The sequence below is a fragment of the Guptibacillus sedimenti genome (assembly GCF_028610665.1).
GTDB classification, from domain to species: domain Bacteria; phylum Bacillota; class Bacilli; order Bacillales; family Guptibacillaceae; genus Guptibacillus; species Guptibacillus sedimenti.
This window is the reverse complement of sequence record NZ_JAQQWV010000007.1, coordinates 25,097-39,135: the sequence shown is the minus strand read 5'-3', so window position 1 is coordinate 39,135 and position 14,039 is coordinate 25,097. Positions and strand designations below refer to the sequence as shown.

The 14,039-nt window shown below is 41.7% G+C and carries 12 protein-coding genes; all 12 read right to left on the bottom strand.

Annotated features, from left to right (window positions below):
- Positions 1-11 precede the first annotated feature (11 nt).
- The 12 genes from PQ578_RS19640 to PQ578_RS19585 all read right to left on the bottom strand — a co-directional run bounded on the left by PQ578_RS19640 (position 12) and on the right by PQ578_RS19585 (position 13,904).
- Positions 12-2,252 carry an FIMAH domain-containing protein gene (locus tag PQ578_RS19640; protein ID WP_273836249.1) on the bottom strand — a complete coding sequence of 747 codons (2,241 nt, stop codon included), beginning with the start codon at positions 2,250-2,252 and terminating at the stop codon, positions 12-14.
- Positions 2,253-2,438: 186 nt separating this feature from the next.
- Entirely contained in the window at positions 2,439-3,587 is a 1,149-nt protein-coding gene (gene nagA, locus PQ578_RS19635; protein ID WP_273836247.1) for an N-acetylglucosamine-6-phosphate deacetylase, read from the bottom strand.
- A gap of 16 nt (positions 3,588-3,603) precedes the next feature.
- The gene (locus tag PQ578_RS19630; RefSeq protein ID WP_273836244.1) at positions 3,604-4,476 is read right to left on the bottom strand and encodes an ROK family protein; all 873 of its coding nucleotides are present in this window, start codon (positions 4,474-4,476) and stop codon (positions 3,604-3,606) included.
- 52 nt (positions 4,477-4,528) lie between these two features.
- On the bottom strand, positions 4,529-5,503 hold the full coding sequence (locus PQ578_RS19625) for a Gfo/Idh/MocA family protein (RefSeq protein WP_273836242.1): 975 nt from the start codon (positions 5,501-5,503) through the stop codon (positions 4,529-4,531).
- A complete protein-coding gene (locus PQ578_RS19620; protein ID WP_273836240.1) occupies positions 5,503-6,216 on the bottom strand; it encodes a hypothetical protein in 714 nt (237 codons plus the stop codon). Before PQ578_RS19620 ends, PQ578_RS19625 begins: the two co-directional genes overlap by 1 nt.
- A gap of 12 nt (positions 6,217-6,228) precedes the next feature.
- Positions 6,229-7,071, bottom strand: coding sequence for a sugar phosphate isomerase/epimerase family protein (locus PQ578_RS19615; RefSeq protein WP_273836236.1), 843 nt, complete (start codon positions 7,069-7,071; stop codon positions 6,229-6,231).
- A 50-nt stretch (positions 7,072-7,121) separates the two neighbouring features.
- Positions 7,122-8,666, bottom strand: coding sequence for an FAD-dependent oxidoreductase (locus tag PQ578_RS19610; protein WP_273836234.1), 1,545 nt, complete (start codon positions 8,664-8,666; stop codon positions 7,122-7,124).
- Positions 8,666-9,718 (bottom strand): Gfo/Idh/MocA family protein, encoded by a 1,053-nt coding sequence (locus PQ578_RS19605; RefSeq protein ID WP_273836233.1) that lies wholly within the window; start codon positions 9,716-9,718, stop codon positions 8,666-8,668. The genes PQ578_RS19610 and PQ578_RS19605 overlap by 1 nt, the downstream gene beginning before the upstream one ends.
- A 21-nt stretch (positions 9,719-9,739) precedes the next feature.
- A complete protein-coding gene (locus PQ578_RS19600) occupies positions 9,740-10,795 on the bottom strand; it encodes a Gfo/Idh/MocA family protein (protein WP_273836231.1) in 1,056 nt (351 codons plus the stop codon).
- 17 nt (positions 10,796-10,812) lie between these two features.
- Positions 10,813-11,811 carry a zinc-dependent alcohol dehydrogenase gene (locus PQ578_RS19595; RefSeq protein WP_273836229.1) on the bottom strand — a complete coding sequence of 333 codons (999 nt, stop codon included), beginning with the start codon at positions 11,809-11,811 and terminating at the stop codon, positions 10,813-10,815.
- Positions 11,812-11,818: 7 nt separating this feature from the next.
- Positions 11,819-12,886, bottom strand: coding sequence for a dihydrodipicolinate synthase family protein (locus tag PQ578_RS19590; protein ID WP_273836227.1), 1,068 nt, complete (start codon positions 12,884-12,886; stop codon positions 11,819-11,821).
- 1 nt (position 12,887) lies between these two features.
- Complete coding sequence (locus tag PQ578_RS19585; RefSeq protein WP_273836225.1) at positions 12,888-13,904, bottom strand: NAD-dependent epimerase/dehydratase family protein; 1,017 nt, start codon at positions 13,902-13,904, stop codon at positions 12,888-12,890.
- Positions 13,905-14,039 lie beyond the last annotated feature (135 nt).

Sequence of the window (14,039 nt, the reverse complement as noted above, 5' to 3'; positions counted from 1 at the left end):
CTTCGAAATAATCAATATTCTACAGACTGAAGTAGATCTTTCATTTCTAAATTAGCTTCCTCGGTAATATCCTTTTCTTTCGCTTTTTCTAAATGTTTAAGGGCATCCTGCACATGTTTTTTCGCTTGGTCCAGTCGATCTTTTTCAGAATGATGAAGGGCTTGTTTAACTTTATTGCTTAAAACTTTACTTAAAGAATGCTTCATGTTTCCTTCCTCTTCATGGCCATTAATCACATCTAATACTGTTTCTAGTGTCACTTTGTCAGCTACCGTAATTTTCATCAAGTTCGTACCTGCCGCATAATAAAGGTTTCCATCGTCTCCAAGCGTCATGAGCTCAGTAGAGGACGTGTTGAGGGTTTCATATTCCATTGTCTTTGGATCTACTGCTGTCACTTTTCCAGCCAGCGTTGTATACATGATTCCATCTTCTGACCAACGAATATGGACGGGGCGCCACCGTCCTCTGTTTTCCACATCTGGGTAGATATTTTCACTTTTAACGATTTCTAATGTATTGGGATCCATAGCAAAAATGGTTCCGTCCGCAGCCGACCATAACAGTCCATCTGGACCGACACTCATACCACTAATCATTCTCGGTTGTGTCGTAGCCTTAGGAAGAGTAGGTACAAATTCTTCTATTTTTTCACCTTTCTCAATATCCCAAACAAAAATTTTAGCTTCAGTTTCTGTCGGATCGATACCTAGGCCACCGTAAATCGTCGTTGAACCATATAACTTGCCATCTTTTTCAGCAAGTCCGGTAATCGATTGGTTCTCTACCACGTTGTCATATACTCGTGCATCTTCCACTGACTTTGGATCTAGAATAGTCAAAGAGCCGCCTAAATGCCCATAATCGGGAATGGTTCCGATATAAAGTTTTTCATCTACAGGGGTCATAACAAATGGACGATCTTGATCCGGTACTTCATATATTTTTTTGGGGCTAATGGTCTCTTCTGTTGTATCAAGTTCAAATATAGAGGCACCTGGATAAACTCCGAAATACATATAATCTCCAATAGCAGCCATTCCTTCAGCTTGTCCTAAGGAAAACGATTTGGACTCTCCTGTATCTGTATGGTAAACAGCTGCTTTTCCACCAGGATACCCACTCATATAAAGAGAATCGTCAGGGCCTTTTTCTAAGGTTTGAAGAGGAATAGGATTTCCTACAATGGGATATTGGATGGTTTTCACTTTTTTCGTTTCCAAATTCATATAAGTGACGCCGCCGCCAAATTGAACAGTCACTAAAGACAATCCTGGAAAATCAGGATCATTTGGCACTTCTACCCAGCCTGTATTGCGAAGGAATGTACCAAATGTGACACCCGTATCGGTAGCCTCCAACGTTTCTAAATCAATTTCCTTCAAACGGCTCCCTTGCAGGAAGTACACTTTGTCGCTATCAGCTTGCCCTTTGACAAGTCTTAGTCCTTTATTATTTAAATAGTAAGTATCGCTCCATTCCTCTAGTTCAGTGTCATAGAATAAGAGAGCATTACTGCCGCCCCCCACACCAGCTACAATATATTTTCCAGCAGCATCCATTTGCCAAATGCTGCTTCCAGGGGTTATATTTTCTGGAATATCAATTTTTTCATAGTCACCCGTATCGACATCAAGCTTCACGACATGATTGTCTACACCAACTCCAAGATATAAATAGCCGTCATGATAGGCTGTGGAGCGAGTATAGTTTTGACCAGGTGCTACGCTTCCATAGTCCGTCATTTCTCCTGTACTTGGGTCATACCGACCTGCTTTCGCATTAGGATAAGAACCAAAATAGACGCGACCCTCTTCATCGTAAGATAATCCATAAACGACGCTTTCACCGATACCTCCAAGGTTCTTCACTTCTTGTGTATCCGGAGAGTACTCATACAGTGTGCCATTTCCTCCAATATAAACATTGCCGTTAGGAACGGTAATATGGGTCCACGAACTTCCCGATCCTTCTAATTCATATGTTCGTAGAACTTCCTGACTGGCAAGGTCAACGACCTGGAAAATAGCTGGTTCACCTGAAGCTGTCGTATACATCATATCCCGACCATTTTCTTTTCCATAAGTGGAATCATAAATTGCTACGCTTTCTACTGGGGTGCCTAGGTTTTCCGGATCACTGAAATTTTTCCCCACATTCGCGGAAGCGCTTTCGAACTGGGTAAAAAAAGAACTCAACACCAATAAAAAAGCGATACCGAGAATAACAAAGACGTTGAACATCCCTTTCATTTAGTCATCTTCCTTTCTGTTTTTTTATCTCTTTTAAAAGATTTAGTGCAAAGCTCCTTTCCTTAGATTTGGCAACTTGTTCTACGCTTCGCTGTTTGTTTGCCGCCATCCTCCACTCTCAGATTAATACTCTCTTAAAAGACAAAGTACTCCATTAAAAGACAGCCTATGAGATATACATGACAGTTATAAAGACCTAGAGTAAAGGACTTTTCCATCAATGATGGTTTCTATCACTTCCAACCCTTGATCTAGGATGACAAAATCCGCAAAATATCCAGCCTTTATTTGTCCGAGTTTCCTATTGCTTCCGCACGCTTTCATAGGGACTTGGGTTGCCATATAAACAGCGTCCTCCAAGGAAATACCACAATGATCAGTTGCATGTTTGACCCCTTCATTCAACGTAATAGCACTGCCGGCCAACCGGCCGTTTTTAAGCCTAACTTCATTTTCTTTTCGCACCAGTTCCTTGCCGCGTAAAGAAAACTCGCCATTAGTCAGTAGGTTGTAACCGGTGCAATCGGAAATGAGGGAGATGTTTTCTTTGCTCTTCAGCTTATACAACAGGTCAATCATCCGGGAATCGACATGAACCCCGTCTGTAATCAGCTCACATATCAGGGTGTCAAAATAGAAAGCAGCAGCTGCTGTTCCTGGGTTACGATGATGCACAGGGCTCATCGCATTGAAGGTATGCGTCAGCTGGCTTAATCCATGTTCGATCGCCGTTTCGATTTGGTCCATGTTAGCATTGGTATGACCTGCAGAAACTTGAATACCTAATGTGACGAGATGCCGGATAATGGATTGGTCTTCTAGTTCTTCTGGGGCAAGGGTTATTTTTGAAATGATAGTCTGATAGGGTTCAATAATGGTTTTAACTTCTTCCCAGGTCAATTGACTTATGAGAATCTTGCTTTGGGCTCCGTTGTATTGGGGACTGATCCAAGGCCCTTCTAGATGAACGCCAATCATTCTGGAGCCTTGAAGTCTTGAAGAAGCATGCTGTTTAGCAGAGTGAAGGAAGTCGTTAATGTCAGATAAAGAGGCTGTTCGGGAAGTGGCCAAATAGGAAGTAACGCCATACTTTGGCAAATGGTTGGCTATATTTTTGAAAACATCCTCCCCTTCGTCCATAAAATCCATACCGTCGACTCCATGGATATGGATATCAATGAAACCCGGGCAGATATATCCGTTCTTAACTTCTTTAATAGGAGCGTTTCCCTGTCTAACTCCTCCTATTCTCGTAATCATACCTTCCGTTATTTCAATTAGCTGATTAGGAATAATGTTTCCATTAGTAATGATGTCGCCTTTTAAGTAGTACACGGCCTTCCCCTCGTTTCTATTCTTGTAAGGCTAAATAACTCGCACCGATCATACTAGCATTATTTTTTAGCTTGGCACGTTGGACATCAATGGGAATAGAAGATTGACGGCTAAGGTTCTCTAAAAAAATGGTCCACCAATGCTCTCCTGAATCGATCATCCCTCCACCAATTACAATTCGATCTGGGTCAAAAATATATTGAAGATTAGCGATACCAAGACACAAATAGTCGATAAACTGATCAACAATTTCTTTACACGAAGGTTGGTCCGTGTAATGTTCAAATAAATCTTTTGGCCGGTACTGTTTTTCCGTCAACAAGGGATGACCTGAAATCATTTTCTCTAAAGCCATACCGGAAGCATAAGCTTCCCAACATCCGTTCCTTCCACAGCCACAAGCTACACCATTAGGCATAATAACCATGTGGCCAATTTCTCCACCATAACCGTTCTTTCCATGAATCAGTTTATGGTTATGAACGATTCCGCCTCCGATTCCTGTTCCAAGCGTGACGCATATATAGCTGTCCACGGATTGTGCTGCTCCTATTTCACCTTCTGCCCACGCCGCACAATTTGCATCATTGCCGATAACGACCGGCACGTGAAATGCTTTTTCTAACAAGGACTTCAGTGGAACTTCCTCTAAGCCACGCACGTTGGCAGCACGGATAATCATCCCCTTTTGGAAATGGACAATACCAGCCGAGGCTACGCCAATGGCATGGATAGATTCGTCTTGAACTACTCCTTTTATTGCGGTGATCAGACGTTCTGCTACTGAGGCTTGAGGTGTTGGGATCGTTTCTTCTTTTATCAGCAGCTCTCTTGAAAACAACCCTATTTTTATTTTTGTTCCTCCAATATCTACTCCTACTGTGTACATGCTTCACCTCTAACTTGAAGAAATAGGGGCACCTCCTTTAGGTGCCCATCCCCTATAGGTTTATTGTTCTTTTTTCCTCACTTGACTGGTATGCTGCTAAAGCAGCTTCTAATGCTTTCAAGCCATCATACCCAGTGATTGATGGCTCACGTTGTTCCTTCACGCATTCTACGAAATCGCGAACCAAACCGAGGTCCATATCATTTCCATAGAATACATGGTTCAATGATTGCTCTCCACTTGTAAATAACCTCAAGTGTTCTTTAAAAGCATCAACCCTGACGGTCTGCTTCGTCCCAATGACTTCAATGGTGACGTCACCCCAAACCGGATACTCTGCAAACCTTGACCAGCTGGCATCATGAGATGCTACGATGCCACCATCAAATTCGAGAGTCATGATACCGGCGTCATCGATGTCAATGTCATGAAAATAAGAATCCACTATGGCATGAACAGAGGTTATTTCTCTGCCCGTAAACCAGCGCATTATATCAACCATATGTACGGTATGGTCTAATACAGCACCACCCCCGGATTGATCCCGGTCAATAAACCAGCCACCAGGGTTCTGCCCACGGTTTGTTGTACGGAAGGCAACAATCTCCCCCAACTCGCCCTTGTCGATCAATTGCTTCAACTGTTGGATCGGCGAACTAAATCGAACAGGAAAAGCAATTTGTAAGATAACCTCATTCTCTTCACATGCTTGTATCATTTCTCTCGCGTCATGTATGTTCGTTGCAATCGGCTTTTCACATAAGATGTGTTTCTTAGCTCGGGCTGCATCCAACACCATCTCTTTATGACGAAAATTCTCGCTGCAGATAATAACAGCATCCATTTCTTCTTTTAAAAAAGTAGGTTGGTCAGAAAAATACTCGGTTTGATACTTCTTGGCAGCTTTCTCTCCACGCTCTAAATCTTCATCAAAAATGCCAGCCAGTTCAACTCCCGGCATTTTCATCAGCCCATCCGCATAGCTATAGGCATGCATATGGGCAAAACTCATTATCCCGATTTTCATCACTTATCGCCTCCCTTTACGATTTCCTTCCATTTTTTCAACTGAGAGATTAGATCAGCATCAACTTTGTGAGAAGCTTTCAAAATGGAATCGACAGAATAAGTAAGGGGTTTCGGGGTAAGATGCTTGGAGGTGATTGGGCACATTTCTTCACTGTTAAATTCAATAATGCTCTTGATCCCACTCCATTCGAACTCCAATCGCTCTCGGTCATTCAATGTATATTCCATATGAGCCATTGTACCCTGACCGAAGTTGATAGTGAGGATGACATGCTGGGGGTCAACGTTTCGTTTGGATTTTGTCACTTTAACGTTTTCTGGATCACCAAGCAGTTGAGACATGACAAACAAGTCTTCGATAATAACTGCTTCCGAATTTCCTGTGGTGACGTTTCTTCTGAAACGAAGGACACCTTTTTTCTTCTCAGCAATGACTTCCTTCACTTTTTCGAAAAATGGGTAAATCTCTAGTTCAAAATACGTAAAGGATCGATCTCGATCCTGAAAGTTTTCAGGAAGATTCCTATAGGGGACAAACTCCGTGTGACTGGCGGACAGAAGATCAACCGTCTTTGTGGATTCCAAGACAATCACCACTTGATCACGAACCCCGTCTATGATTTCCCTATTAAGCGTATCCACTTTTTTCACCTTAGTAAGCGTTGATTCAAAGTCGATTTTCTCCTGATTACCGTAGACAATATTCACCAAATAAACACCTCCCTACTTCAATAACTGCTTCAAACGGTTCACAGCTTCTTCATTAGCAACTTTTGCATCATCCTTGCCTTCATATTCAATTGACAGCCATCCGTCATAAGCAACTTCTTTCAACCCGTTTACTATATAAGAAAGATCCACCTCACCGTCACCTGGTACCGTTCCAATCAGCTCTACTCCTTTTATTGATTTAAAGCCCTTAGTGACTTCATCTGATTTCTTCTCACGGAAATCTTTAAAATGAACATGAATAATCGCCTGTTTCAGTCGATCAAATGCTTCTTTTGGACTTTCATGCACCAAAAGAAAGTTTCCTGTATCGAAAGTTGACTTCACAAACGGACTGTTCACTTTTCGAATGATTTCTTCCACTTGATTACTTTGGCCGGCAAGTAATCCATGATTTTCAATAGCCAAGTAAACCTTTTCTTGTTCAGCAAGGCTTGCACACTCTTTTAACCCTTCAACAATCCAATCCTGTCCCTCTTCGTAAGTCAAATCACCGCGTAAATCACCGCAAAACACACGGACAATATTACATCCTAATTCCTTTGCAACACGTATGCCGTCTTTCACTTTATTAGCTTCTTCCGTTCTCTCAGCACTAGTCTCCTTAACGAAATTATTGGTTACATCATAGGCAGAGACTTGTAAACCGTGCCTCTCCAAAGCTTCTTTTACTTGTATGATTTCATTTTGATTATTTCGTTTATCCTTCCAATAAATGTCTAGTAGTTCAACACCATCCAAGTGGATGTCATTGGCATAAGCTATAAAATCCATAATGCCCCAATTTTCCTTTTGGATGGCTGACGCTAAGCTATACATACTCACGCTAATTTTCATCCATATCCTCCTCGACTTTGATATGACTCAACATGAATGCTGACTGAAACTTAGTGATAAAATTCTTCCGGCCATTCCAGCTCAAAACCAGACGCCCTCAGATCATTTTGAAATTGAATTAGTAATTTATCATTTTCCCGTACCTCTTTGGGACTAGTTTCCTTTCCTAAACAAAAAGCTACCAGTTCCCCACAAGCCTCTCCTATATTCCATTCTGTCGGGTGCAAACGGTAACAACCGTTGGTAATATGAGTAGTGCCGATATTTTTGCAACCTGCTAACAGATTGTCGATATCTTTAGGGATTAGTGCTCCTAATGGTATATGAAATGGGAGGGCTTTGATATCAAGATAATTGCGCCCTGTCATACTAGGATGCAAGTCTATACTGTAAGAGCCGATGCCGACACGATCCCTGTAAAATTTGCCTGTTTTTCCTTCATTAAAATCAGGAGAAACATCCTTTTCCGTGATGCAATATTCTGCTTTAATACGCCGAGACTCTCGGATATAAGCACTTTTAGCTAATCCATCCTTGGTATCAAATACGTCATACCGGAGTTTCAATCCAGGATACCCCTTACCTCCATCAGACCGCGGTGCTTCTGTTTGAAGCCAATATAATAAGGAAAGACTTAGCTGCTTTGCCTGATATAAATGTTTCTCTCTTTCCTGTGGAGAGACATCGTAAATGTTCCCTAAAAAATAATCGTTTTGTGGCCAGTTCATTAACGTAATATCACCGGTAGCACGTGGTGTATCATACAGGGTAGAATGGAACATTCGCCGGTATTCCCATAAAGGAAACCCCTGTTCTTCACGAAATAAAGTGTATTGACGTTTCTCTTTGGTAATAGGATGCGGCGCATAAAAACTTAGTAATTTATCTGGCCAAATGTCAGGATGAAATTCTCGCCAAAAGTCGTACATTTCCGGTCTGTCAATCTGATGATTTTCTCCTTCACGATATTCCATCGCTAAAACATAAATGAATGCCTGAATATCGTCTGGATCAGCTGAATCCAACGCATGAGGTTCTCCCGTCTCTGCTTTTGACTCGGCTCCTGTTACATAATCCAAGTCGGCCAAGGGCAATATTTCGCCCGATTCGGTAGCATCAATAAAATAAAGAGCCCTAATCGTTTCTCCTGAATCCAAAACGATTGCTTGAACAGCTTTTCCATTGCGCTTCACTTGAACAACCTTTGTTCTAAGCTTAATAATCAGTTGGTTGGTCATGGTAAAGGGCAGGAGCATTTCATTTAATACGTGAAGGCTGACCCGTGGATCATGACATAGGTTGCTGACCAGTCCATTCCCCGGATTTAGAGGTTCTTTCGTGTCAGTTATCTGCATTATCCGTTTATAGGACTGACGAACATTTTCACGATAATTTCGGTATCGTCTCGTAGAACCAAATTCTTCGATCCATTGATGTTCATCTGGAGGAACACCTTGGGAAGTCACCTGCCCACCTAACCATTCTGTTTCTTCTATTAAAAGAACGCGAAGACCTTGAGAACATGCGGCAAGAGTTGCAGCACAACCACCTAATCCACCGCCTATCACTACCAAATCTACACTTATGGTACTCATTACAAATAAACTTCCTTCCCTGTCTTTGCAGACTCGTATACAGCATTTAGCATTTTCATTACTTCGACCCCATCTGAGACTGGGGCAATATTTTCTGTACCGTCTAAACAGCAAGCCACAAAATGATTGATTTCATTTTGAAAAGCCTTTTCAAAATCAAAAATTAGACTATCAATTTGTGGGGTTATATTTAAAATGGTGCTATTCTTTTCTGTAACCATAGCAAGCTCAGGTTCAATTTCAGCTCCCCCTTTATCACCAAACAGCTTAACAGAGACTTCGTTTTTCAAGGCTTGCAAGGTAAAACTGACATCTACTATTAGGGAAGCCCCATTTTCAAAACGAATCATCGCATTCGTTAAATCTTCTACATCATTCAGGGATGGATCATAATCGGCAGCTTGATAGAATGATAGATTGTTTATATGACTTCTGTTCCCTAGTTTGTTATATGTGTTTCCACTAACCGAGATAGGACGAGGACGGCCCATCAGGTACCAGCTGATATCAATCATATGGACACCTAGATCAATTAATGGTCCGCCGCCTGATTTAGTCATATCGCTAAACCAACCGCCAGGATTGCCAAGTCTGCGTAAACAGGAGGCTTTCGCATAATAAATTTCACCAAGCTCTCCTTGGTCAATGAACGTCTTCAGTAATTTAGCATTATCTCCATGTCGTCTTACAAAGCCAACCTGTACGACTTTACCAGTTCGTTCTGCTGCTTCCTGAACTCTTTCTGCCTCTTCGACTGTAATGCTAAGAGGTTTTTCAACTAGTACGTGCTTGCCAGCTTCCAGTGCTGCGACGGCAATTTCGGCGTGGGAATTGTTCCATGTACAAATACTAACCGCATCAATAGCACCGTTTTGCAACAGTTCCCGATAATCGGTATACAGCTGGTCCACGTTGTACTTCTCACCTTTTTCCTTAAGACGTTCCTCATTCACGTCACAAAAAGCTACCAAATCTACATTAGCGTTGGACTGGTAGGGTTCAATGTGATACTGAGAGATGGAGCCTACGCCAACAACACCGACCTTTAACATGATTACTGTCTCCCTTCTAAGTTAGGAATATGAGATTTCTTTTTGTTTTTCTGATGATTCATAAACTCCATGCAGCATTTTTAACACTTCATATCCTTGGGCCCCGTCCGGAAGTGGATGGTCGCCACTCCGAATACAGTCTATGAAATGCTGTAATTCTTTTCTAAAAGGGCTGATATTTTCGACGTACGGATGCTTTTTAACAACAACGTCATTTTCTTCTTCGAAAATGGATAAAGGCGATAAACTCCCACCGCCTCCATCTCCTAATATTTCAATCGATATATTTCCATCCTCTTCCCCATTCATGGCCCAAGCTACTTCCAGGGAGAGAACGACTCCATTACTGAAACGGATCCATGCTGATCCAAAATCTTCAACGTCAAAAATGAAGGAAGGATTCAGCTGCTTATTGCTCGATTCCCAACTCGATGAAAAACGGGTTTTATAAGCCCCAAGTGCTTTCAAAGTATGGCCTGATATAGACTGGAAATTCGGTGTTCCGATCAGCCACCACGCCAAATCCAATACATGAACTCCGATATCCATCATCGCACCGCCACCAGACAAGCCTTTGTCCGTAAACCACCCCTTCGGGGTTCCTCGTCTGCGAAGCAACTTAGCTTTAGCGTAATAAATATTGCCTAACTTGCCTCGTTGAATATACTCTTTCAAAATGGCGGCATCATTACGAAAACGATGTGTCATTCCTACCATTGTCATTACATGATGCTGATTGGCTAATTCAAGGTAACCCTCTACTTGTGACAGATCTGTTCCAATCGGCTTTTCCATCAGTACATGGATGTTCTTTTCCGCAGCCATTCTTGCAATGGGGATATGTGTCGTATTTGGTGTACAAATCACTACAGCGTCTAATTCTGCGGTGTCCAACATCTTTTTTGTATCACTAAAATGCAGGGGAATATGGTAGGTTTCTGCTATTTGCTTTGCTCTCTCTTTGTTCAAATCTGCTACTGCTGTAATGGTCACACCTTCTAATTCCTTGAGATGTACCAAGTGGCTTGTTTCCGCAATTGTTCCTAGTCCGATTATTCCGATATGAACCTGTTTCATTTCCTACCCACCTAACATTAATAGTTAATAACTTTTGTCAAAACACTCGTTTGTTTACCAAGTAAACTTTCGTAAGCGTCTGCTGCATTTTCAAAATCGATCTCACTGGATAAAAAAGGTGTAACATCGATTCGTCTGTCACTTACCAGACGAAGGTATTCTGAAACATTCCGTCCTTCAGTCCATCGTACAAAACCGTATGGGTAATCTATGGCTTGCGCTTCATAAACCTTGTCATAGCGCCCCGGTCCTCCTGCTCTGGAAATAAGGATTTGAGCTTCTTTACTGAACATAAGATTCCTGGGAAAGTCAGGTTCGATGTCTCCAACGATGACTACTTTCCCTTTGTTACGTATCCATTGAAGGGATTCATGCGTAAGTGGTGACTTTTTGCCACCTGCACAAAGCAATACGGCGTCTGCTCCATAACCAGACGTACTTTTATGAATTTCCTTTTCTAAACTATCTCTATCCGAAAAACCACGAATGTTCGTTCCTTCATGAAGCATCTCAACTCGTTCATCATGAAGATCATAGGCAATGACATTATAAGCAGCAGCATCAGAAATTTTTGCGATCATTTGCCCCAATAGTCCAAGGCCGGCTATCACCACGGTTTCTCCAAATTCCAGTTTTGCGATGCGAAGAGCATGGATGGCGATAGCTCCGATACCTGCCAGAGCTGCTTCTTTAGAATCCACATTATCAGGGACCTTCGCATACAATGTTTTGGGCACGAGCATATAGTCTGCATGCTGAACATAAGGTGCGCCATAGCAGGCCACACGATCGCCTTTCTCCACGTCATCGATACCACTTCCACATGCTTCAACGACTCCCATTGCACTGTAACCTAACCCAATTTTTTTACTTAAACTGTTTTTGATAATAGTAGCTTCTGTACCCGGGGAAATGATGGAATGTAACGTCTTAACCATCACATGATTAGCTTTAATCTCAAGATCAGGCACTTCTTCTACGTTAGCACGTTGGTCGGCTGCGATAACTTTTCTCATTTCATCGTCACACTTTCTTTGTCGTTTTAAGCCACTTATCCAAATTCGCTCGAACAAAATCGTCGTCATGCAAATGAGGATAATGCTTGTAAATCCTATCAATTTCAGCAGATTGACCGGAACTTAATTGTTCCTTTTCATATAGGCACCAGTTTCCTTTTAGTATTCCTTGACGAGCAAGTACTTCATTTATTCCAGCGATACACCCTTTAAATTGGTTGTTCGCATCGAAGAAAGCTGCATTAGCATCGGTAACCTCTTGGGCTAGAGATAACAGTTCACTTGATACGGTCGTCTGCCCCTGCGCTGTTTTAATTTCCTCAAACAGTTCAACGACGCGTTTTGTCCAAACTGACCAGTGCCCGAGAAGTCCTCCTGCAAACGATTTTTCCACGATACCGTCTGCAGTTCTAATTTTAAAAACGGTTAGCAAATCATTGATAATATTGTCATCGTTTCCCGTATAAAGAGCAATCTCTTCATTACGCTTGGAGTTGGCTACTGCCCTTACAACATCTAGAGTAAGATAGCGATCAAAAGGGGCAATTTTGATTGCTTCAACATTAGGAATATCAGCAAACCTCCTCCAAAAATCATAAGATAAAATCCTTCCACCTACTGATGTCTGTAAATAAAAACCAAAGACAGGAAGTATTTCGGCTACTTGTTCCGTCCTACGAATCAGATCATCTTCCGATAATTCATCTAACCCTCCCATACTGAGCAATCCGAGATCATAGCCGAGGTCTCTGGCAAGCGTTGCTTCTTCCATCGCTTGTTGGGCCGGTCCACACACACCGGCTATTTTAATAAACGAATTTTCTTTACCAGACGCTTTAATCTCTTCCATAGCAATGGACAGCACTTCTTCGAACAAATTCACTTCTGGATCTCGAATTTCAAACTGGGTAGTATGCACGCCAACTGCAACGCCCCCAGTCCCGGCATCAATATAATAGCGTGTCAAAGCACGCTGACCAGCTTCATCCAGTGTTTTTTCACTGGTCAAGGCTAAAGGATGAGCTGGAATGACGGTTCCCTGGTGCAATTTTTTTTTAATTGCTGAGTTAATCATGTTAAAAAGCTCCTTCACGTTCTTGGAAATGGGTTGGTTTGTCCAATGTCATACCTTCACCTTGTACCCACGCTGCTATCATATTGATCATTTTCAGAACAGAGACTTTTGGATAGCCGAACAATTGGTGAGCTTTAGAAGCATTATTCAGGAGAGCCGTCGGCTCTTCTTCATTAGCAAAGATCGCTTTTTTATTAAAACGCTTTGCAAATTCTTCTGCCAACCAACGGACGGATAAGGTTTCTGGACCCGTCACGTTCAGTATTTCTGGTGGATAATCACAGTGAAGTAAAGAACGTACGGCGTATTCATTTGCATCTCCCTGCCAGATCACATTTACATTCCCCATCGTTAAATCAATCGTCTTCTCTTCGTTTACTTGTTTAGCAATTTCCAATAGTATGCCGTAACGAAGATCAATCGCGTAGTTCAATCGAAACATAAGCATAGGGGTACTATTTTTATGAGAAAAGTAAGTAAAGATACGCTCTCTGCCAAGACAAGACTGAGCATACTCTCCAATTGGGTTTACCAGTGTATCTTCAGAGCAGTTGTTACTTGAGATCATTGTCAGAGGATAAACATTTCCAGTAGAAAAGGAAACAATACGGGAAGTTTTGAATTTCTCAGCCACTCTGCCCGGCAAATAAGCGTTCATCGCCCACGTAAAGTGTTCATTTCCTACCGTTCCGAATTTATTACCGGCCATAAAAATAATGTTTTTTACTAGAGGGAGAGAATCAAGCGCCTGATCATCAAGCAAGTCAGCAGCAATTGTTTCAATTCCAAAGTCGTTCAATTCCTCTTGCAAATTTCCTGTAGAAAACCGTGAAACGCCGATTACACGTTTTTTAACACCTGTTTCATCAATAGCTCTTCTGACCATTTTCGCAAGAGTTGGCCCCATTTTTCCTCCAACGCCTAAGATCATGATATCTCCGTCTAGACTTGTTAGATCTTTCTTTAACTCGATTGAAGGTTTTGTCATAAAATCCTCTAATTCAGCAATCGTTTTCATTTCTTCACTCCTACTCTCTAAAATTTACCACCATAAATATTTGAAATTTCTGAATAATAATTACCTATCATTCTAAAAACTGGGTTATTAAAAGACAAGTCTTAAAAGTGTCTTTATTTACCGAGAGAACACCTT